This window comes from Halalkalibacter alkalisediminis (assembly GCF_028610705.1).
In the GTDB taxonomy this organism is placed as follows: Bacteria; Bacillota; Bacilli; order Bacillales; family Bacillaceae_D; genus Halalkalibacter; species Halalkalibacter alkalisediminis.
The window spans coordinates 399565-420926 of record NZ_JAQQWT010000003.1 but is presented as its reverse complement, the minus strand read 5'-3'; the positions used below and the strand labels follow the sequence as shown (position 1 = coordinate 420926).

24 protein-coding genes are annotated in these 21362 nt (G+C 37.3%); 19 read left to right on the top strand and 5 right to left on the bottom strand.

Annotated elements, in window-relative coordinates:
• The first annotated feature begins 371 nt into the window (after window positions 1-371).
• The 8 genes from yqeH (at window position 372) to PQ474_RS07010 (ending at window position 5903) form a co-directional block, all read left to right on the top strand.
• Window positions 372-1481 carry a ribosome biogenesis GTPase YqeH gene (gene yqeH / locus PQ474_RS07045; protein ID WP_273841316.1) on the top strand — a complete coding sequence of 370 codons (1110 nt, stop codon included), beginning with the start codon at window positions 372-374 and terminating at the stop codon, window positions 1479-1481.
• A gap of 143 nt (window positions 1482-1624) precedes the next feature.
• Window positions 1625-2470: a shikimate dehydrogenase gene (gene aroE, locus PQ474_RS07040; RefSeq protein ID WP_273841315.1), complete on the top strand. Its 846-nt coding sequence runs from the start codon at window positions 1625-1627 to the stop codon at window positions 2468-2470.
• Window positions 2464-2757, top strand: coding sequence for a ribosome assembly RNA-binding protein YhbY (gene yhbY, locus PQ474_RS07035; protein ID WP_273841314.1), 294 nt, complete (start codon window positions 2464-2466; stop codon window positions 2755-2757). The genes aroE and yhbY overlap by 7 nt, the downstream gene beginning before the upstream one ends.
• A 28-nt stretch (window positions 2758-2785) precedes the next feature.
• Window positions 2786-3385, top strand: a complete 600-nt coding sequence (locus PQ474_RS07030; protein ID WP_273841313.1) for a nicotinate-nucleotide adenylyltransferase — start codon at window positions 2786-2788, stop codon at window positions 3383-3385.
• Complete coding sequence (yqeK, locus tag PQ474_RS07025; protein WP_273841312.1) at window positions 3354-3929, top strand: bis(5'-nucleosyl)-tetraphosphatase (symmetrical) YqeK; 576 nt, start codon at window positions 3354-3356, stop codon at window positions 3927-3929. The genes PQ474_RS07030 and yqeK overlap by 32 nt, the downstream gene beginning before the upstream one ends.
• Window positions 3929-4282: a ribosome silencing factor gene (gene rsfS / locus PQ474_RS07020; RefSeq protein ID WP_273841311.1), complete on the top strand. Its 354-nt coding sequence runs from the start codon at window positions 3929-3931 to the stop codon at window positions 4280-4282. The genes yqeK and rsfS overlap by 1 nt, the downstream gene beginning before the upstream one ends.
• Complete coding sequence (locus PQ474_RS07015; protein WP_273841310.1) at window positions 4282-5142, top strand: CvfB family protein; 861 nt, start codon at window positions 4282-4284, stop codon at window positions 5140-5142. Before rsfS ends, PQ474_RS07015 begins: the two co-directional genes overlap by 1 nt.
• A gap of 11 nt (window positions 5143-5153) precedes the next feature.
• A complete protein-coding gene (locus PQ474_RS07010) occupies window positions 5154-5903 on the top strand; it encodes a class I SAM-dependent DNA methyltransferase (RefSeq protein WP_273841309.1) in 750 nt (249 codons plus the stop codon).
• A gap of 116 nt (window positions 5904-6019) precedes the next feature.
• Here the strand turns inward: PQ474_RS07010 and comER are convergent, their stop codons facing one another.
• Both comER and PQ474_RS07000 read right to left on the bottom strand, forming a co-directional pair.
• Window positions 6020-6853, bottom strand: coding sequence for a late competence protein ComER (comER, locus tag PQ474_RS07005; RefSeq protein ID WP_273841308.1), 834 nt, complete (start codon window positions 6851-6853; stop codon window positions 6020-6022).
• A gap of 81 nt (window positions 6854-6934) precedes the next feature.
• The gene (locus tag PQ474_RS07000; RefSeq protein WP_273841307.1) at window positions 6935-7189 is read right to left on the bottom strand and encodes a DUF2533 family protein; all 255 of its coding nucleotides are present in this window, start codon (window positions 7187-7189) and stop codon (window positions 6935-6937) included.
• Between the two features lie 88 nt (window positions 7190-7277).
• Between PQ474_RS07000 and PQ474_RS06995 the strand changes: the two genes are divergently transcribed.
• From PQ474_RS06995 to PQ474_RS06985, 3 genes are all read left to right on the top strand, one after another.
• A complete protein-coding gene (locus PQ474_RS06995) occupies window positions 7278-7874 on the top strand; it encodes a helix-hairpin-helix domain-containing protein (protein ID WP_273841367.1) in 597 nt (198 codons plus the stop codon).
• 63 nt (window positions 7875-7937) lie between these two features.
• Window positions 7938-8516, top strand: a complete 579-nt coding sequence (locus PQ474_RS06990; protein WP_273841306.1) for a ComE operon protein 2 — start codon at window positions 7938-7940, stop codon at window positions 8514-8516.
• A complete protein-coding gene (locus PQ474_RS06985) occupies window positions 8513-10834 on the top strand; it encodes a DNA internalization-related competence protein ComEC/Rec2 (RefSeq protein WP_273841305.1) in 2322 nt (773 codons plus the stop codon). Before PQ474_RS06990 ends, PQ474_RS06985 begins: the two co-directional genes overlap by 4 nt.
• A 52-nt stretch (window positions 10835-10886) precedes the next feature.
• Here PQ474_RS06985 and PQ474_RS06980 read toward each other — a convergent pair whose 3' ends face one another.
• On the bottom strand, window positions 10887-11021 hold the full coding sequence (locus tag PQ474_RS06980) for a YqzM family protein (RefSeq protein ID WP_390185819.1): 135 nt from the start codon (window positions 11019-11021) through the stop codon (window positions 10887-10889).
• Between the two features lie 407 nt (window positions 11022-11428).
• On the opposite strand from PQ474_RS06980, the gene holA reads away from it, so the two are divergent.
• Window positions 11429-12457 carry a DNA polymerase III subunit delta gene (holA, locus tag PQ474_RS06975; RefSeq protein WP_273841304.1) on the top strand — a complete coding sequence of 343 codons (1029 nt, stop codon included), beginning with the start codon at window positions 11429-11431 and terminating at the stop codon, window positions 12455-12457.
• A gap of 55 nt (window positions 12458-12512) precedes the next feature.
• Here holA and rpsT read toward each other — a convergent pair whose 3' ends face one another.
• The gene (gene rpsT, locus PQ474_RS06970) at window positions 12513-12779 is read right to left on the bottom strand and encodes a 30S ribosomal protein S20 (protein ID WP_273841303.1); all 267 of its coding nucleotides are present in this window, start codon (window positions 12777-12779) and stop codon (window positions 12513-12515) included.
• A gap of 222 nt (window positions 12780-13001) precedes the next feature.
• Here rpsT and gpr point away from each other — a divergent pair, with 222 nt between their 5' ends.
• From gpr to PQ474_RS06955, 3 genes are all read left to right on the top strand, one after another.
• The gene (gene gpr, locus PQ474_RS06965) at window positions 13002-14117 is read left to right on the top strand and encodes a GPR endopeptidase (RefSeq protein ID WP_273841302.1); all 1116 of its coding nucleotides are present in this window, start codon (window positions 13002-13004) and stop codon (window positions 14115-14117) included.
• 170 nt (window positions 14118-14287) lie between these two features.
• Entirely contained in the window at window positions 14288-15460 is a 1173-nt protein-coding gene (gene spoIIP, locus PQ474_RS06960) for a stage II sporulation protein P (RefSeq protein ID WP_273841301.1), read from the top strand.
• Between the two features lie 12 nt (window positions 15461-15472).
• The gene (locus PQ474_RS06955; protein ID WP_273841300.1) at window positions 15473-15832 is read left to right on the top strand and encodes a DUF3679 domain-containing protein; all 360 of its coding nucleotides are present in this window, start codon (window positions 15473-15475) and stop codon (window positions 15830-15832) included.
• A gap of 46 nt (window positions 15833-15878) precedes the next feature.
• On the opposite strand, the gene PQ474_RS06950 is transcribed toward PQ474_RS06955, so the two are convergent.
• The gene (locus PQ474_RS06950; RefSeq protein ID WP_390185823.1) at window positions 15879-16139 is read right to left on the bottom strand and encodes a YjcZ family sporulation protein; all 261 of its coding nucleotides are present in this window, start codon (window positions 16137-16139) and stop codon (window positions 15879-15881) included.
• Window positions 16140-16341: 202 nt separating this feature from the next.
• On the opposite strand from PQ474_RS06950, the gene lepA reads away from it, so the two are divergent.
• The 4 genes from lepA (at window position 16342) to grpE (ending at window position 21302) form a co-directional block, all read left to right on the top strand.
• Window positions 16342-18162 carry a translation elongation factor 4 gene (gene lepA / locus PQ474_RS06945; protein ID WP_273841299.1) on the top strand — a complete coding sequence of 607 codons (1821 nt, stop codon included), beginning with the start codon at window positions 16342-16344 and terminating at the stop codon, window positions 18160-18162.
• 187 nt (window positions 18163-18349) lie between these two features.
• The gene (gene hemW / locus PQ474_RS06940; protein WP_273841298.1) at window positions 18350-19495 is read left to right on the top strand and encodes a radical SAM family heme chaperone HemW; all 1146 of its coding nucleotides are present in this window, start codon (window positions 18350-18352) and stop codon (window positions 19493-19495) included.
• Between the two features lie 137 nt (window positions 19496-19632).
• Complete coding sequence (gene hrcA, locus PQ474_RS06935; RefSeq protein WP_273841297.1) at window positions 19633-20664, top strand: heat-inducible transcriptional repressor HrcA; 1032 nt, start codon at window positions 19633-19635, stop codon at window positions 20662-20664.
• 80 nt (window positions 20665-20744) lie between these two features.
• The gene (gene grpE, locus PQ474_RS06930; RefSeq protein ID WP_390185826.1) at window positions 20745-21302 is read left to right on the top strand and encodes a nucleotide exchange factor GrpE; all 558 of its coding nucleotides are present in this window, start codon (window positions 20745-20747) and stop codon (window positions 21300-21302) included.
• The last annotated feature ends 60 nt before the right edge of the window (window positions 21303-21362 follow it).

Here is a 21362-nt window from a genome sequence, read left to right as displayed (position 1 = left end):
GGTGGATAAGTTGTTAATTCCCTGTTTATTACCAGATGAAACCCTTATGTTTATTATGGTATAACGTGCATAAAGTTATCCACAGCTGTTGATTGCTGATTGTATTTGTCGAAAAGTTTTTTATATTGATGAAAATTATTGAGGTGTTGACAAAAAGGTATAAAAAATGACACGTGCCTACTTCTATGATTGAAAAAAAAAGTGAGTAAATGTATAGTTAAAGATTGGTAAGAGGTCAAGTGGTTGGATAAATTTTCTAACCTACTCTGTTTGAGTTTATAATTATGCGGGATGAAGGACTAAGTTGTCTCTAATAATATAAGAAGACTATAACTAAAAATAATCTTAGTAAAGAAAAGGGGAGGATTTCAATGGAAGAAAACAGACCTATTTGTTCTGGATGTGGTGTTGCGATTCAGACAGAAAAGAAAGAAGGATTAGGCTTCGCGCCACCTTCTGCATTAGAAAGAGAAGTGATTACATGTCAACGTTGTTTTCGTTTAAAGCATTACAATGAAGTTCAAGATGTTTCATTAACGGATGATGACTTTTTAAGAATTTTAAATGGATTAGGACAAAAAAAAGCACTAATTGTTAAAATTGTCGACATTTTTGATTTTACAGGTAGTTGGTTACCTGGCCTTCATCGTTTTGTCGGAAGAAATGACGTTTTGTTAGTTGGAAACAAAGTAGATTTGTTACCGAAATCATTGAATCACAATCGTCTAGTCAATTGGATGAAGAAATCGGCAAAGGAACTTGGTTTAAAGCCAGTTGACGTTCTACTTATGAGTGCGGAAAAGGAAGTAGGGATCGTTGAAGTTGCTTCTGAAATTGATCGTCTTCGAAAAGGTCGAGATGTCTATGTAGTAGGGTGTACGAATGTGGGGAAATCAACGTTTATCAATCAAATGATCAAAACATTTGGTGGGGACACAGAACAATTAATTACAACATCACACTTTCCCGGAACGACACTAGATATGATTGATATACCTTTAGAGGATGGACAAGCACTTTATGATACTCCAGGGATTATCAATCATCACCAAATGGCTCATCATATAGATAAACAAGAATTAAAGACCATTACTCCGAAGAAAGAGATTAAACCTATGGTATTTCAATTAAATGAAGGACAGACACTGTTTTTCGGGGGACTAGGTCGTTTTGATTTTGTACAGGGAGAGCGTACTTCTTTTACTTGTTTCTGTTCAAATGAGTTGCATATTCATCGAACGAAATTAGAAAAAGCAGAGGAACTTTATCAAAATCACTTAGGTGAATTGTTAACTCCTCCTGGACCAAAAACAAAAGAATCGCTTCCTCCTTTAGTAAAGCACTCTTTTCAGGTTAAAGGAAATAAAGTGGATATCGTTTTTTCGGGACTAGGTTGGGTCACGGTGAATGGGGCAAATTTAAAAGTAGATGGTTACGCACCTAAAGGAGTAAATGTTACCATAAGAGAATCTATTATATAAGCTAAGCGTAGAGAAAGAAATGATCGCTTCATTCAAAAAGGGTTGCTAAAGATGCTAAGCATAGGATGTAAGAACTCCTTTGTGCACTCTTTTTCCAATGCTTATTAATTAAGAAATTAACTTTTTTCTAGGGGGAGAAACAAATGGAGAAAGTATTTGGACTGTTAGGTCATCCTGTAGGACATTCAATGTCACCGCTTATTCATAATAATGCTTTTTTAAAATTGGGGATTGAAGCGAGATATCATGCATTTGATGTGAAACCAGAATTTGTTAAAGAAGCTATTGATGGAATCAGAGCCTTGAACATATCTGGTTGTAATGTCACCGTTCCGCATAAAATAGCAGTAATGGACTTTCTAGATGAAATTAATGATGAGGCTCTTCAAATTGGAGCTGTTAATACGATCGTGAACAAAGATGGCAAATTAATAGGGTATAATACGGATGGCCGTGGTTACGTTAAGTCGTTACTAGACGAGACTGAGGAAGATATTCGTGAGAAATCTGTCTTAATTATTGGTGCTGGTGGCGGAGCAAGAGGAGTGGTAACAGCACTCCTTCGTCATGGTGTTGGAAACATTGAATTTACGAACCGTACAATAGAAAAAACAATTCCATTAGTTAAATTGGCGAAAGAATTTCATGTACCGTCTGCTACTATTGAAAAAGAAGTAGCGGAGGAAAACTTAATCAACTACGATGTTATTATTAATACAACATCTGTAGGAATGAGTCCTAACATACATCATTCTCCTCTTTCCCTTAAATTACTAAAAACAGACACGATTGTAAGTGATTTAATCTATAATCCGTTAGAAACGAAGCTTTTACAAGAAGCGAAGGAACGTGGGGGAAAAACAGTTAATGGCATTGGAATGTTCGTTAATCAAGCAGCCCTTTCCTTTGAACATTGGACTGGAGTAAAACCAGATATTACACAAATGAAAAAAAATGTTTTACAACAATTAGGAGGTACAACATGTTAACTGGCAAGCAAAAAAGATTCTTACGTTCTAAAGCACATCATTTAAACCCTATTTTCCAAGTTGGGAAAGCTGGAGTAAATGACAATATGACAAAGCAAATAGAAGATGCATTAGAGGCTCGAGAGTTAATTAAAGTAAGTATTTTGCAAAATTGTGATGAAGATAAGGATGAAGTAGCAGAAAAAATCGTTTCACAAACAAAAGCAGAACTTGTTCAATTAATTGGTCATACGATTGTGTTATACAAAGAGTCAAAAGAAAATAAGGAACTTGTTCTCCCGTCTTAATCATAATTAAGAGGAGAGGAGTAGTGTAATGAAAAAAATTGGATTATTTGGTGGCACGTTTAATCCACCGCATTTAGGTCATTTATTATTCGCGCAAGAAGTTCTAGTTCAGTACAAATTGGATGAAGTTTGGTTTATCCCTGTAAATATACCTCCCCATAAGGAACGTGTAGATTTGGCGTCTAATGAAGACCGAATTGATATGCTAGTTGGTGCAATAAAAGATAATGAGTATTTTCATGTATCGACGATTGAGCTTGAACGAGAAGGTCCTTCTTATACGATTGATACGATTAAACAACTAAAACGAATATATCCAAATAATCAATTTTATTTCTTAATTGGTGGAGACATGGTAGACTATCTTCCACAATGGCATAAAATAGATGAGTTATTAGAACTTGTTACATTTATTGGGGTGCAACGTCCTGGTACATCAATTAAGAAAACTTATTATGCAGAACAAGTGCATCTGCTAGACATGATGCAAGTGGATCTCTCATCTTCTCTAATTCGTAACAGGATTCAAGAGGGCAAGCCGATTACGTATATGGTCCCCAAAGAAGTGGAAGCATTGGTGAAGGAGAGATTATTGTATGAATCAAGAACAGGCGTTGAAAAAGGTTAAACCTCATCTTACTGAACATCGTTACAAACATACATTAGGGGTTGTGCAATCTGCAACAGAGCTAGCGCATCGCTTTGGAGCAGATAGAGAAAAGGCGATGCTAGCGGCTGTCTTTCATGATTATGCAAAGTTCCGTGATAAGGAAGAAATGAAACGGCTTGTTCGGGAGAAACTAAATGATAAGAGCTTCTTAAATTATGGTGAGGAGCTATTACATGCACCATGTGGAGCTTATTATGTCGAGCATGAAATCGGAATTACGGATGACGATGTTTTAAATGCTATTCGATATCATACAACAGGTAGACCAGATATGACAGTTCTTGAAAAGGTCGTTTTTTTAGCCGATTATATTGAGCCCGGACGACATTTTAAAGGAATTGAAGAGGTTCGTGAGCTAGCAAAACAAGATTTAGATCAAGCGGTTATAGAAGCGTTAAAAAATACAACTAGTTTTCTAATGAGACGAAACCAATTAGTTTTTCCTGATACGATAGCAACGTACAACCAATTAATAGAAGAAAAAAGGAGAAGTGATGTTTAGTGAATGAAACACCAATTTTAGAACTTGCGGTTAAAGCCATTGATGATAAAAGAGCAGAGAACATTGTAGCGTTAAATATGAGAGGGGTTTCTTTAATCGCAGATTATTTTGTTATCTGTCACGGGAATTCCGATAAACAAGTGCAAGCAATTGCCTATGAATTGAAAAAAGTAGTTCAAGAAAAAGGAATTGAAATCAAACGTCTAGAAGGTTTTGATCAAGCGCGTTGGATATTAATTGATTTAGGAGACGTTGTTGTTCATGTTTTCCATAAGGATGAACGTTCTTATTATAACCTAGAAAAACTTTGGGGAGATGCTCCAGTTGTTGAATTAGAAGGAGTATTAGGTTAATGGATCTTAAAGCAGGATATAGTGTTAATCTTGAGGTGATTCGTCAATCAAACTTTGGTTTTTTTGTTAGTGATGGAACAACTGATGTTCTTCTTCATGAACGTGAGGCTACAAAAGACTTAGAAGTTGGTGAACGTGTCGATGTCTTTTTATATCACGACCACCAAGGGAGATTGGCTGCTACGATGGAAAAGCCACTTTTACAAGTTGGTGAGGTGGCATGGTTAGAAGCCGTAGAGGTAAAAACAGGACATGGAGTCTTCTTCCATAATGGTATTTCAAGGGACCTTTTCTTGTCTATGGACGAGCTTCCTTATGACCGTGAGCAATGGCCAAAGCCAGGAGATAAACTTCCTCTTTCCCTGACTTGGGATAAACGCGGACGTCTAATGGGAAAACTTGTTAAAGGAGAACCCATTGAGCGTCATGCTAGTAAGGCTCCCGCAGAAATGATGAACAAAGAAGTAACTGGACATGTCTATCATTTTCTTGATGAAGGGGCTCTCATCTTAACGGATGAAGGTTATATTGCTTTTCTTCATAATGATGAGATGCGAGGCGTTCCAAGGTATGGAGAACATATTCAAGCTCGTGTACAATTTGTTCGCGAGGATGGACGAATTAATGTAACAATGAACCCAATTCGGTCCGAACAACAAGAAGAAGATGCGGAGAGAATTTATCAATTCCTAAAAGAACGAGGAGGATCAATGCCTTATTGGGACAAGACACCTCCAGAAGATATTGAATTGCGCTTTTCAATCAGTAAAGCTAAGTTCAAACGTGCTCTTGGAAAATTGATGAAAGAAAAGAAAATAGAACAGCGTGATGGATGGACATACCTAAAAGAAGAGAATTAGAAGGAGCCTTTATGAATTATCAAGCTTTTGCTGCTTTATACGATTCGTTAATGGCGGATGCACCCTATGATAAATGGGTAGATTTTGTTCAGAGACAGCTTCAAAAAACGAGTTTAGACGGACTGTCTATTCTTGACATCGGTTGTGGAACGGGTGAGCTACTTGTTCTTTTACAACAAAGTGGGGCTAATGTATCGGGGGTGGATTTATCAGCTGAAATGCTTTCGCTTGCTAAAGAAAAGTGTGAAAAAGCGGGCTTTTCACCTCCTTTATTTCAACAATCTATGACCAACCTAGAAGGATTAGGCCAACATGATATTGTAACCATTTTTTGTGATTCTTTAAATTACTTAGAATCTGAAGAAGATGTTCGTGATACGTTTAAAAGTGCACATCAACAACTAAAAGATGAAGGCATTTTGTTGTTTGATGTTCACTCCATCACGAAGGTGAATAAAGGATTTATTAATCATACTTTTGCTGATGATACTGAAAAAATGGCTTATATTTGGACTTCTTTTCAAGGAGAGTATGAGAATAGTGTTGAGCATGAGTTAACTTTTTTTATTGAAGACGAAGAAACTGGTTTGTTTGAGCGAAGCTTTGAATTACATAAACAGCGTACATTTTCTATCGATCAATATAAAGGCTGGCTAAGTGAAGCTGGTTTTTGTCATGTTTCTGTTTATGCAGATTTTACTAACTCGGAGCCTATAGAGGATAGTGAACGACTATTTTTTTTCGCAAAGAAAAAGAAATAAAAGGATTTTGAAGATAGAAAGCGAAATAAAAAAGGAAGAGTGAGAACTCTTCCTTTTTCCTAGTAAGAAGCATGCATCATGGACGCCTATTAGCAGATAGGCTCTAGTTGTTTTCTTTATTTAACAGATTCATTTGAGAATGCTGCTGTTATTAATTCTTGATCTTCGTAGTATTTTGCATGTGTTTGTTGAAATAAGTGGTCAAACATTGATCCGATTTCTGCCTCAAGTACTTTAATTCCTTCACCTGTAATCCCACCTGGAACACATACTCTTTTTTGCAATGTAGGTAATGTGTAGTGTCCTTTCTCAAGTAATTTCCCCATACCAATCATCATATTAGTCGCAAGTGTTGTTGCATCTTCTTTTGAGATGTTTGTTTGTCTTACAGCTCCGTCAATAAACTGTTGCATAATGTAGCTGAAAAATGCAGGACCGCAACTAACAATATCGGAAGAGACACGAGTAATATCTTCATCGATAATAAGCGGTTCAGATATAGCAGACATCAGTGTTGTTAAGAACTCCTTATCTACGTCAGTGCACCTACTTCCAAAGCTTAAAAGTGACGATCCGGTTAACGCTCTATTCAAGATACTCGGTATGGCACGAGCAACTTTACAGTCAACTTTATCTTCTAACTGTTCTACTGAAATTGGACTAGTAATCGAGATCAAAAATTTGCTTACGTGACAAAAAGGTGCAATCTGATTAAGGACGATTGGGAATTGTAACGGTTTTGTACAGATAAAGATGACATTTGCTTCTTGAGCTACTTCTCGACCATCTCGCCCAACTGACAATTCTGGAAACCGTTTCTTCAGAGCTTCAGCTTTTTCTCTATTTCGGTTTGTAATAATCATTTGACTTGGTGATACCACACCGGACTCAATCAAAGACTCAATTAAAATGCTTCCCATGCTACCCGTTCCTATGATTCCTATCTTCAAGTTAGCCCCCTCCTTTTGCATGCTCAACGCGAACACCCGTTATGACTAAACGTATGATGGAAGGGACTCTGTTATGACCTTTTAACGAATGTTTACGTAATTTAATACCATTTCTCGAGTAACAAGCTTACGCGGAGGGAATTGAAATTGCATAGCGATTCTATTCATCTCTTCTGTTATTTGGTTGATCTCGGATGTTTGTACTTCTTTTCCTGCTTTTGCTAATTCAAGTGCTCTCTCAATGGCATGCTCTCTAGAAGCATCGAGGGCAAGAAATTGTTTTTGTGCTTCACGATGTTTTTTTACTTGTTCTGCAATTTGTAAATGTACAGCCATAGTTAGTTCGACTCCTTTATATATGTCTAATTTAAATGGTTTCTCTCGATTTATTATAACTCAATTAAGGAGAAAGAGTGTGATAATAATGGTGAAAAAGCAATATGTCGCGATTTCAGGAATTGTAGTACTATTAGTCAGTGTGGTGTTGTTGGTACATTTCCGTAATGCTGAAGAAGAAGCTATAGTTGACTTATTTCAAACTGAATTACAACCTGTTTCTTTGCAAACGGAACCTCCTTTATTAGATCAAGAGACAATTATTATGGTTGATATTAAAGGAGCCGTTACGCGACCGGGAGTATATGAATTAAAACACGGGGATCGTGTGTATCATGCTATCGATTTAGCTGGAGGTGTTCTGAATGAGGCGGATGAGCATCGGTTGAATCTGGCTCAACTTATTCAAGATGAGATGGTGATTTATGTGCCACTTCAGGGAGAAGAAGTACTGAACTTCCAAAGTACGACCGGAACGACTAGCCAAGATGGGAAAGTGGCTATTAATCGGGTAGATGCACTGGCATTAGAGCAACTTCCTGGCATAGGCCCTGCAAAGGCGGCGGCGATTATTAATTATCGTGATGAACATGGTCCCTTTACTGACATTAATGATTTGTTAAATGTTTCTGGAATTGGACCTAAATCTATTGGGATTTTAGAAGAATTAATGATATTTCATTAACTTGCATTGACGGTGGACAGGCATTTCACTAAACTGACCTTAATAACGTTTTAGGAGGATGAGATGGAACGAATATCGTGGGATCAATATTTTATGGCTCAAAGCCATTTACTAGCCTTAAGAAGTACATGTACACGTTTGATGGTAGGAGCGACAATCGTTAGAGAGAAGAGAATTATTGCTGGTGGTTACAATGGTTCTGTTTCAGGAGGAGCCCATTGTATTGATGATGGTTGTTATGTCGTCGATAATCATTGTATAAGAACCATTCACGCAGAAGTAAATGCTTTATTACAATGTGCTAAATTTGGTGTACCAACTGAAGGGGCAGAAATATATGTAACTCATTTCCCTTGTGTGAATTGTACGAAAGCGATTATCCAAGCAGGAATAAAAAGCGTCTACTATGCCACTGATTATAAAAATCATTCTTATGCCGTGCAGATGTTTCATGAAGCTAATATTCATGTAGTCAAGGTTGAGTTGGAAGAAGTAAGCCTAGACCAGTCTCATCTTGAAAAAAAGGAGTTTACTGTTTCGTTATTAAATAAATTAGATCAAGCTGGTTTAGAAAAGGACGAGCTCCTTCAACTAAAAGAACAAGCAACTCAATTATTTACACAAAGTTTTTATAAGGGGTGAGGGAAATAAGCCCATTTCTCTTCTTAATCCCTCTCTCTGCAACGCTCGGTCTGTTTCTTGCCCTCCGTGGATCGAGCCCTCTTTATCTCCTCATTTTGGTTTTCTTTCTATTTTTTTGTTTCATTCAACGTTCTTTTATAAAGAAAAGAATCATTTTCATTACGATTCCATTCATTATCTATTACTTAAATGGGTGCTTAGCTTGGAATCAGCCACTAACGGCCTATGAAGAGGGCATACAAAGTATATTTGGTGTGGTTCAGGCAATGCCTATAATAGACGGAGATACTATGTCCTTACGTTTAAAGACTAACTTGAGTGAGGTTATTCAAGTACAAGCATTTTTATATGAACGAGGTGATCAGGACAGGTTGAAACAACTCGAACTTGGAGATGCTTGTATGATTACTGGAAATTTAACGAGTCCTCTTCCATCAACAAATTTTGGTCAATTTGATTACCAAAGCTATTTAAAGGAGCAAACCATATTTTGGATCCTAAGACCAAATCGTGAAGGGATACAGTGCAAGAAAACAGAAGGGAATCTCTTTTTAGGTTTACAGCGTTGGAGGCAAGCTCAAATCCGAAAAGTTGAACAACACGTCCATCCGGAGTTTAGTGGAATTATGAATGCTTTATTGTTTGGAGATCGATCGTCGATAGATGGTGATGTTATGGAAGCATACCAACGTCTTGGGGTTATTCATTTATTGGCTGTATCTGGTATGCATGTTGGCATGATTGTAACGATGCTTTTTTATACATTGCTTAGAGTTGGGCTGATAAGAGAGAGGACGATTGATGTCCTGCTCGTGATACTACCCTTTTATATCGTAATTGCTGGAGCTGCTCCCTCGGTGATAAGGGCAGCCATTATGGCTATGGTCATTTTGATTTGTTTGCGATTAAAAACTAGGGTATCTCCTTTAACCGGGATTTCAATCGTTTATCTTAGTTATTTATTTATGAAACCACTGGCTCTCTTTCACCTAGGCTTTCAATTGTCGTTTCTTATTTCTTTTGGATTAATTATTTCAGCGCCTATCATTCAAAAGAGGTATGTCACTCGCTTTTCTCAATTATTAGCGGTAACTTTACTGTCTCAATGTTTGTCATTTCCTCTATTGCTTCTTCATACGTTTGAACTGACCCTGTTAGCCATTCCATTAAATTTGATTTACATTCCTTTTATTACCTTATTTGTTTTACCCCTAACTTTAATCTCGTTCTTTCTATCCTTTTCTGTTCCTTATGCTTTTAATTATCCTCTTTTATTGCTTGAGTTTGTTTTTCCATTTATTCATCAAATACTAAAAATATGCGCGGATGTCAGATTTACTTCAATTGTTGTCGGCAAACCTTCGATGATTCTTGTGTTTGCTTATTATCTATGTGTATTTTTTGGTTGTTTAATGTGGGAAAAGGGAATGAGAGGTTGGTGGAAAAAGCCAATCGCTGTATTAAGTTTAGTAGTTACCATCCAACTTGTGCTCCCTTATACAGACCCAAGAACGAAAGTAACAATGATTGATGTTGGTCAAGGGGATAGTATTTTAATTGAATTACCTCACCGTAAATCGATTTATCTTATTGATGTTGGTGGAACAATCTCTTTTTCAAATGAGGAATGGAGAAATCGAATTAGACCGTTTGAAGTGGGAACTGATATTGTTGTTCCGGCATTGAAGGCAACTGGGATATCTCGAATAGATAAACTTATTTTAACTCATGGGCATATGGATCATATAGGTGGTGCAGAGGCGCTTTTAAAAACAGTTACAGTTAAGGAAGTTTATTATGGTCAAGGGAGTGTGGACGGTGAATTTGAAAGGGAATTGTTAACTAATTTTGCCCGTCACAAGACGAACATTAAATTTGTTAAAGAAGGAGAGAGTTGGAAAGATGGTGGAGCTACATTTTTTATTCTGTCTCCAAATGGAACAGAACAAAACTTGAATGATCGTTCTATTGTTTTATATATGGAGATTGAGGGGCTTTCTTTTTTATTTACTGGTGATCTAGAGGAAAGTGGTGAAAGAAGAATTATTTCTAATTATCCCAACTTAAAAGTAGATGTATTAAAAGCCGGACACCATGGCAGCCGGACATCAACGACAGAAGCATTTTTAACACTTCTTAACCCAAAAATCGTTTTAATTTCAGCCGGACGAAACAATCGTTTTGGACACCCTCACCCTGAAGTAATTGAGCGCTTAGAGGAACGGGAGATGGTAATCTTAAGAACGGACATTTTTGGTGCAATAGAGTTAAAATTTAAAAATAAAAAAATTAAAGTGAAAACAGCGATTGAACAATAAAAAGAGGATGATTGAAAATCATCCTCTTTTTAGGTTATCAGGCTTATTTTAATTAGAAACCGCTAAATACATCAACAATTGTAGCGATGATGAATAATGTAGCGAAGAAACCAAAAGGAATGATAAACCCGACAGCAGAATCAATAGCATCGTTTCGTTTACATTGTACTTCTTTTTCAAAATGCATCAGACATTCCTCCTTTAACAAATTAAGTATAAGGGATGGGCTCTAAAATTGCTAGTTCGATTCTTTTGGTTTTTAAGAACGAGCACCAACATTGTTCAAGAAATTGTTAGAAAGTCTTGACTTCGTTGGTTCGTCTGTAAAGAGTTGTCACCTATAAGATTGCTTTGCATAGGATATCATAAATAGTGAAAGAGGTAGTGGTTATCGTCGTAGATAAGGCATCCCGGGATCTTCTTCTATGGCGTTTATCATAAATGGGGGTCTGGCATCTACGGGCTAGGCCCCTTTCTCATATTTCTTGTTTTTTTGATATACTTTGTCTATTCTTTAAAGAGGACAAGTATATAATCTATTGCGTAGTTTCTCCAATCTGAGGGAATTATGCAAGTGAAAATGAGGAATTATCTATGTCATATTTAGCAATAAAAAAAGAGGTAAAAAGAGGCGATATCAGACCGATTTATTTTATGTACGGAACTCAAACCTACTTAATGGAAGATTTAGTTTTAGACATTATTAAGCAAACAGTTGGATCTCAAGATGACCCTAATCTTATTTCTTTTAGTTTGCAAGATACGCTCTTAGATATTGCGCTTGAGGAGGCAGAAACTTTTCCTTTCTTCGGAGGGAAAAAGGTCGTAGTGGTAAAAGACTTTTCCTTGGTGACGACGCAAAAACAAGAGGCGAAATTGGATCATGATGTAACTCGACTACAGCAATACATAGAACATCCTTCACCTGAGTCGATCCTGATTTTTCTAACGCCTTACGAGAAATTAGATGAAAGAAAAAAGATAACAAAGGAATTGAAAAAAAAAGCTGCTGTTGTTGAATGTTGTCCCTTTGATGAGAAGATGTTGTCACAGTGGCTCGATGCTCAAGCTAAAATGAAAGGTTTTTCTTTCTCTGAAGATGGAAAAGAACGATTAGTAGAACGCCTTGGAGCCCAACTCCTTCTATTGGTTTCGGAAATGGAAAAGCTGGCTTTGTACGTTGGGAATGATGGAGTTGTAAATGGAGAAATAGTAGACCTTTTAGTCGCTCGTTCGTTAGAACAAGATGTTTTTGCTCTAATTGATTTTGCTGTAAAGAATCAATTAGATAAAGCTTTAATCATTTATCACGATCTGTTGAAACAAAAAGAAGAACCATTAAAATTACTTTCTTTGATTGCGAGGCAATTACGTATTTACTATCAAGTGAAAGAAATGAGTCGACGATCTTATTCTCAAAGAGATATGGCCTCTCAATTGAAATTACATCCATATGTAGTAAAACTTGCAAGTCAGCAAGTAAATCGGTTTGAGGATAAGCATTTGCTTCGATTACTCGAAGGAGCTGCAGACACGGATTATGCAATTAAGTCAGGAAAGATGGAAAAAACACTAGCTGTGGAGTTGCTCTTGATGAAATTGGCTACACTAAATACTAAATGAATAAGAAAAAAACACACGAAAGAGTCGTGTGTTTTTTTCTAATCGGCTTAATGTCTTATGCAGAAAGTCCGTTAAGCTTTTTAGCAAGACGAGACTTTTGACGAGATGCTGCATTTTTATGGATAAGGCCTTTGTTAGCTGCTTTATCAAGCTTTTTGCTTGCTTCAGTATAAGCTGCTTTAGCTACTTCCACATCACCAGCTTCTACTGTTGCTTCAAAGTTCTTGATTGCAGTACGTAGAGCAGATTTTACAGAGATATTTTGAGCACGACGCTTATCAGCTGTTTTTACACGCTTAATTGCAGATTTAATATTTGGCATATCTTTCACCTCCTAAGAAATGTTGTTCAGGTTTTGATCCCAGTCCATCTATTATGAACGGTTTCGCTTTCTTGTTCAAGGTACGGTTGACACATAATGTATCATTCATACAACAAATTGCATTCTATCAAATTCGACGAGAAAATGCAATAGCCAGAATGAAAACGAGCTGTGCCGGAAACACTACCATCAAAGAGATTCTATAGTAGGAGCGTGAATATAATGACTGAGCAATTAAATCTAAGTCAATATCAAATTCGAACGGACCTAGCCGTTGAAGCCCATCAAATGGTGATAGAACAAGAGGAGAAAAGTGGTAAAACCGCGAAGGAAGTCAGTGGGGTTCAAATAAATGAAGAAACCATTGATGATGTCACGGTTACCCATGTCATAATAGATGAAGTGGGTGCAAAACGATTAGGGAAGAAAAAAGGAAATTACCTCACCTTTGAATCTCTAGGTATTCGAAAAAAAGATACAGAAATTCAAGAAAAAATGGAACGTGTTTTTGCCGAAAAGTTCCATGCTTTTATGAAAGAAATTGGAATTAAAGATACGGATACATGTCTGGTAGTAGGTCTTGGTAACTGGAACGTCACACCAGATGCATTAGGACCTATTGCGGTTGAAAATTTACTTGTTACTAGACATTTATTTGAACTTGCTCCGGAGCAAGTTCAAGACGGATTTCGTCCAGTAAGTGCTGTTACACCGGGTGTTATGGGTTTAACAGGTATAGAAACAAGTGATGTCATTTATGGCATTATTGAAAAAACAAAACCTGATTTTGTGATTGCAATTGATGCATTAGCTTCACGTTCTATTGAAAGAGTAAATGCTACGATCCAAGTCTCGGATACAGGCATTCACCCTGGAAGTGGGGTTGGAAATAAAAGAAAAGAATTAAGTAAGGAAGCTTTGGGGATTCCAGTAATTGCAGTAGGAATTCCGACTGTAGTAGATGCTGTATCTATTACTAGTGACACGATTGACTATGTATTAAAACATTTTGGTCGAGAAATGAAAGAGGGAAGTGCTCCTTCCCGTGCCCTTGCTCCAGCAGGGATGACCTTTGGTGAACAACGGAAGTTAACCGATGAAGATTTGCCGAATGAGGCAAAGCGTGAAACGATTATGGGGATGGTTGGTAATTTACCTGAACAAGAGAAACGACAACTGATTCGCGAAGTTCTTGCTCCACTTGGTCATAATTTGATGGTAACACCTAAGGAAGTAGATGTATTCATTGATGATATGGCTAATGTCATAGCAACAGGTTTGAATGCAGCACTTCATCAAAAAATTAATCAAGAAAATGTTGGTGCCTACACACACTAAAAAATGGTTAAACCTCAACTGTTCGAGTTGGGGTTTTTTTGATCAAAACAAAAATAAAGGTTCTATAAGGCTCATGCTTCCCATATTAGTGAGGTAGAAACTCCTTTCATTGCAGCAGTGGACAAGGTTTCAATGGACAAGTTTATTTCACGAGGAGAAGGGATGAGACCATGAAAAGAAGACAAATTCGTAGCTTCACGGTTTCAATAAATCGGACGAGCTTTAAACGACTAATTGTAATGACCATTATCGGAATGGTGGCATTATTTATTTTTACGGGAATGTTAACCTCTTTTGAACCAGGATATGGATTAGCATCCAATCAAGTGCATGAATGGGCAACAGGTATTAGTGGTGAAGATTTTGTTTATGTCCTCGGAATGGAAAATAAATTTTTCACACAAGTGTTACCAGAAGATAGTCAGCCACCGAGTCTATCTAATTTAGCGTTTCAAGTGGCAACAAGTATTAACCCAAATGATCCTAGAAGTTTACTTGGTCGTGAATTACCGGGATTTTCGTTGTTTGATGGGCAAATCATTGTAGCGGGGGAAGGAACAGACTATACGAATTTACCAATTGAGTCCGCTCCGCCGATGGATGTCATTATGGCCGAACGTGAAGCTACCCAGGAAAGTTTAGCCAAATTAGAAGAATTAGAAAAAGAAGCTAAGCAATCTCGAGGAACAACAGACGGTCAAAAAGTGGTTCATATCATGCATTCACATAACTATGAATCATTTTTACCGGAGCTTGAAACAGATAAACCAAATGAGGCATTTCATAAGAAAATTAATATAACGTTAGTTGGGGAGAAATTATCTCAAGAGCTTGAAAAACGTGGAATAGGTACGAAAGTAGAGGAACGAGATATTCAAGCTACTGTCGAAGGACGAAGTTGGCAGTATTCGCAATCATATGATGCTTCTCGAGAGTATGTAAAAGAAGCGATGGCAAACAATGATGACTTGCAATTTTTCTTTGATTTACACAGAGATACTATCCCAAGAGAAAGAACTACAGTAAAAATCAATGGTGTGGAATATGCTCGTACCGTATTTGTTATAGGGGGTAGACACAGTAACCATCAACAAAACTTACAGTTAGCAAAAGAGCTTCATAATTTGCTTGAAGAACAGTATCCTGGATTAAGTCGTGGTGTCATTCTTAAAGATACACCTGGATCAAATGGGGTTTATAACCAAGACTTATCATCAAATTCAGTATTGATTGAAATGGGTGGACTTTACAATTCGTTGGACGAAACGTATCGAACAGCAGAAGCGATGGCAGAAGTATTTGCAGAGTATTACTTTAGCTCGGAAGCAGTAGACGGACAATAGGGGGAGATTTAGTTGAAAAGGCTAGCTGTGCGGATTTCGCTTATAGGGCTACTAATTTTATTTGGAGCATTATTTGGAGTTCAGATCATGAATGAAGAGCTTGGAATCTCGCAGCCTGTTCCCCTTGTTGTTGAGAAGAACGAAAAGAAAGTTATCGATCAAAAAACGCAAGTCAATGAGTTAGAAATAGGTACGCCATCGAAAGATGAACTTGCTGAAAAACGGAAAAAAGTAGAAGAGGTAGGTAGATTTAATTTCTTTTCTGATATGGGAAGCTATATTGCTGAAGGAATGAATCAAGCAAGTCGAAGCTTATTGTCTCAAGTGATGTCATTTGTTAATCATGTTCTAAATGGAAATGAAAAAGAGTGAATGGTATGGAGGAGGGCGTCTAAAGAGAACGCCCTCCTTTTTTGTTCTATACGGTTCCCGGAGTAGCCCAAGAAGCTCCAATAATCACTAACAAGATAAAAAGAACAACAATTAACGCAAACCCTCGTCCTGTACCAAATCCAGTAGCTGGAGCTGCGTATCCAGCGACAGGTGCCCCGTAGCCGTACCCTGTACCCGCTACTACTGGTGCTCCACAATCCGTACCGTACCCTGCACCATAGTCATACCCCGTATCAAACCCTGTTCCAAATCCAGTGCCAGTCATTGGGTCACCAAAATTATACATGAAGAAAACCTACCTTTCAGAGAAGATACTCTCACTGTATGCAATAGTTTACTAAGTGAGATAGTAAACAGAGCCCAAATTTAAGTAATCAAAAAACGAACAATACGATACTAAAGCGAAAGAGAGTTGTTGCTTGACTTCTAATCGATTGGTATAATTAGAAATAGTGTACATTGTACGAGAATGTAGGAGTGATCATGTCATGAATAAAGAACAAAGACTAGCACGTCAGGCGAAGATCCGGAACTTTTCGATCATCGCTCATATTGACCACGGGAAATCTACACTTGCTGATCGGATATTAGAGAAGACAGGTGCCTTAACGAATCGTGAAATGAAAGAACAAACGCTTGATGCGATGGATTTAGAACGTGAGCGTGGAATTACGATAAAACTAAATGCTGTACAGCTTACTTATAAAGCGAAAGATGGAGAAGAATACATTTTCCACTTAATTGATACACCAGGGCATGTTGATTTTACGTATGAAGTGTCACGTAGTTTAGCCGCTTGTGAAGGAGCATTATTAATCGTTGATGCTGCTCAAGGAATAGAAGCTCAGACTCTTGCTAATGTTTATTTAGCGTTAGATAATGACTTGGAAATTTTACCAGTTATTAACAAAATTGATTTACCGAGTGCAGATCCTGAGCGTGTAAAGCAAGAAGTAGAAGATGTCATTGGATTAGATACTTCCGATGCAGTTTTAGCTTCAGCCAAAAATGGTATTGGGATTGAAGAAATTTTAGAGCAAGTAGTTGAGAAAGTACCTGCTCCAACAGGCGATCCTGAAGCACCTCTTAAAGCACTGATTTTTGATTCACTTTATGATCCTTACCGTGGAGTTGTAGCTTACATCCGTATCATGGAAGGTACAGTGAAGCCAGGACAAAAGATTAAAATGATGGCGACGGGCAAAGAATTTGAAGTAAACGAAATTGGTGTGTTTACTCCAAAGACTGAAAAACGTGATGAGTTAACCGTAGGAGATGTTGGATTTTTATCAGCAGCCATTAAAAATGTTGGAGATACACGGGTTGGTGATACGATTACAGATGCGAATAATCCAGCTGAAGCGCCATTACCAGGCTATCGACGTATGAACCCAATGGTTTATTGTGGGTTATACCCTGTTGATACGAATGAATACAATGATTTACGTGAAGCTTTGGAACGTTTGGAATTAAACGATGCTTCTTTGCAATATGAGCCAGAGACATCACAAGCATTAGGTTTTGGTTTTAGATGCGGATTTTTAGGCTTATTACACATGGAAATTATTCAAGAACGAATTGAACGTGAATTTAATATTACGTTAATTACAACGGCTCCAAGTGTTATATACCAGGTGACAACGACAAGTGGTGAAGAAATTCGTATCGATAATCCAGCTAATATGCCTGAAACTCAAAAAATTGATTCAGTTGAAGAACCGTATGTAAAATCAAAGGTCATGGTACCAAATGATTATGTAGGTTCAGTAATGGAGCTTTGTCAAAAGAAACGTGGTATTTTTATTGATATGCAATACCTAGATGATAATCGGGTTCAAATTGTTTATGAAATCCCACTTTCTGAGATTGTGTATGATTTCTTTGATCAATTAAAATCCAATACCAAGGGTTATGCATCATTTGATTATGAGCTTATTGGATATAAACCATCAAAACTTGTGAAGATGGATATTTTATTAAATGGTGAGACGGTAGATGCGTTATCTGTGATCGTTCACAGGGATTTTGCTTACGAGCGAGGCAAGATTATTGTTGAGAAATTGAAAGAATTGATTCCGCGTCAACAATTTGAAGTTCCGGTTCAAGCCAGTATAGGTCAAAAAATTATCGCAAGGTCGACCATTAAAGCAATTCGCAAGAACGTCTTAGCCAAATGTTATGGTGGGGATATTTCTCGTAAGCGTAAGTTGCTTGAGAAACAAAAAGAAGGAAAGAAACGGATGAAATCAGTAGGGAATGTAGAAGTGCCTCAAGAAGCGTTTATGGCCGTTTTACGAATGGACGATTAATGATGACAGCAACCGCAGGATTTTCCTGCGGTTTTGGTTGTTACATAAGTAAAAATGTTGCTTAAGCTTTTTTCTACTTGATGTGGAGACTTACAGTAGGTCGAAGTACTTTTTTAGTTTTTGCAGAAAGATTAAGATATTACAACAATTTAGGGGCTAAATGAACCCCTTTAGAAAGGGGAGGCAAATGGTTAAAGCTGCATACGTACATATTCCATTTTGTGAACATATTTGCCACTACTGCGACTTTAATAAAGTATTTTTGAAAAATCAGCCGGTGGATAATTACATTACTTCCTTGTTACTAGAAATGGAAAGAATGATGGAAAGTCATCCTACATCTGCTTTGAAAACGGTATATATCGGTGGAGGGACACCAACAGCGTTAACACCTAATCAATTGAATACCCTTTTAAAAGGAATGAGAGAAGTTCTCCCTTTAACTGAAGTAGAAGAATTTACAATAGAAGTAAACCCAGATAGCATTGAAGAAGAGAAATTAAGAGTATTGAAAGATCATGGGATTAATCGTTTAAGTATGGGTGTTCAAACGTTCAAAGAAAACTTGCTAAAGGAAATTGGTAGAACACATTCGAGGGAGAGTGTAGTAGATGCTATTGCTAGAAGCAGAGAAGCGGGTTTTGAAAATATATCTTTAGATTTAATGTTTGGTTTACCAAGTCAAAAACCGAGAGACTTTCAAGAAACGATACTTGAAGCGATGGCTTTAGGTGTTGAACATTTATCTGCATACTCTTTAAAGGTTGAGGAGAAGACCGTCTTTTACATTCGGCAAAGACAAGGTAAACTGACTCTTCCACCTGAGGAAGATGAGATTATCATGTATGAACAATTGCTAGCAGAGACAAAAAAAGCTGGGTATCATCAATACGAGATAAGTAATTTTGCAAAAACTGGCTATGAAAGCAAACATAATCTTGTCTATTGGGATAATCAAGAATATTATGGTTTTGGTGCGGGAGCTCATGGATACGTAAATCAAGTGCGATATCAAAATCATGGACCGCTTCCTAAATATTTAAGAGCAATAGCAGCTGATGTGGCTCCGGTTCTGACAGAACATCAGGTTACCCCTATTGAACGAATTGAAGAGGCGATGTTCATGGGTTTACGGAAAAGAGTGGGAGTGAACCGAACCGAGTTTAACCGTATATATGGTCGCTCACTTGAAGAATGTTTCGGTGAACAAATTGAGCGATTACAGAAAAGAGGTTTATTGCAATCTGATGAATATGGCATTAAGTTAACGGAAGAAGGGTTATTGCTCAGTAATGAAGTTTTCGAGCAATTTATAGCTGTTTTAGAATCATAAGTCAAAGGGCATCTTCATTTTTACCCTTTTTTCTAAGTGAAATAAGCATTCTTTATTGACAAAGTGCTACCTTTTTGATAATTTATCATTAGATTTAGCACTCGAATGAAGTGAGTGCTAACAGAGGTGGTGAAGGGATGTTAACAAATAGACAATTGTTGATTCTGCATGCCATTGTTGATGATTATATCCGTTCTGCAGAGCCAGTCGGTTCCAGAAGCATCTCCAAAAGAGAGGATATTACGTTTAGTCCAGCAACCATCCGTAATGATATGTCAGATTTAGAAGAATTAGGTTTCTTAGAAAAACCACATAGTTCAGCTGGGAGGATTCCATCTCAAAGGGGATACCGTTACTATGTAGACAATCTTCTTATGCCTCATCATTTAACTGTCGATGAAAAATTAGATATTCGCTCGATCTTTTCAGAACGAATTCGGGAAGTAGAAGAAGTCATTCAACATTCAGCCCGAGTGTTATCGAATATGACAAGTTATATTTCTCTTGTTTTGGGGCCAGAGATGTTTGAGGCTACGTTGAGAAGTATTCAAATCATACCGCTTTCAAAGGGATCGGCTATTTTAATTCTTGTTACGGATACAGGACATGTTGAAAATCAAACAATAGCTGTACCAGATAAGATAGAAGCAGCGGATCTAGAACGAACGGTCAACATTCTAAACGAACGTTTAATGGGTGTCCCTTTGTTTAAGCTAAGGGAAAAACTGCAAACGGAAGTGAAGGATGTTTTGCGTAGTCATGTTGAAAACTATGACCATGTTTTAAGTATGCTTGGTTCATCTTTAGAAAGAGAAAAAGCAGAAAAAGTATTCTATAGTGGCAAAACAAACATTTTAGCGCAACCGGAATTCCGAGATGTCGACAAAGTTCGTATGCTTTTGAATATGCTTGATGAAGATGAGACGATGCATCAGATTTTACGTGTACCAACAACAGGTATTCAAGTGAAAATCGGACAAGAGAATAACTTAGAAGCCTTCGATAACTGTAGTCTAATCACCGCGTCGTATTCGATAGCGGGAAAGCATATGGGTACAATTGGAATTCTTGGTCCAACCCGGATGGAATATAGAAGAGTGATCGGAGTTGTTGATACAATCTCGAAGGATTTAACAAAGCTGTTAACAAACTTGTATCAACAAGGGTAGAAATGGTAATATTGACAATTAGTTGTGGTATTCTTAACTAATTGTCATACTACATAGATCTATATTAATTTTACTAGGAGGTGAATGAGTTGACAGAAAAAGAAACGCAAACAATGGAAGAAGAAACAGTTAAATCCGAAGAACTTGAAACAGAGGGAAACGGTGAAGTCGAAGAAACTGTGACTGAGATTATTGAGGAAGAAAATTCTCAAGCTGAAATCGCTGAACTCAATAACCGAATCCTACGTATTCAAGCTGATTATGATAATTTCCGCCGTCGTTCTCGCGAAGAAAAAGAAGCGGCTGCGAAATATAGATCACAAACCGTCATTGAAGCATTGCTTCCGGTGATAGATAACTTCGAGCGTGCTCTACTAGTTAAACCAGAAGCTGAAGAGGCTAAGTCGCTTTTACAAGGGATGGAAATGGTTTATCGTCAATTTCAAGACACATTGAAAAGTGAAGGTGTTGAAGTAATTGAAACAGTAGGTCAAATGTTCGATCCTCACTTGCACCAAGCAGTTATGCAAGTTGAAGAGGAAGGGTATGAGTCAAATCAAATCGTTGAAGAATTGCAAAAGGGTTATACATTAAAGGATCGCGTTCTCAGACCTTCTATGGTTAAGGTAAATGCGTAATCCTTACATAAATAGGTAAAGCCAATATAAATAAGAAAGTTATATATTGAAACGGAGGAA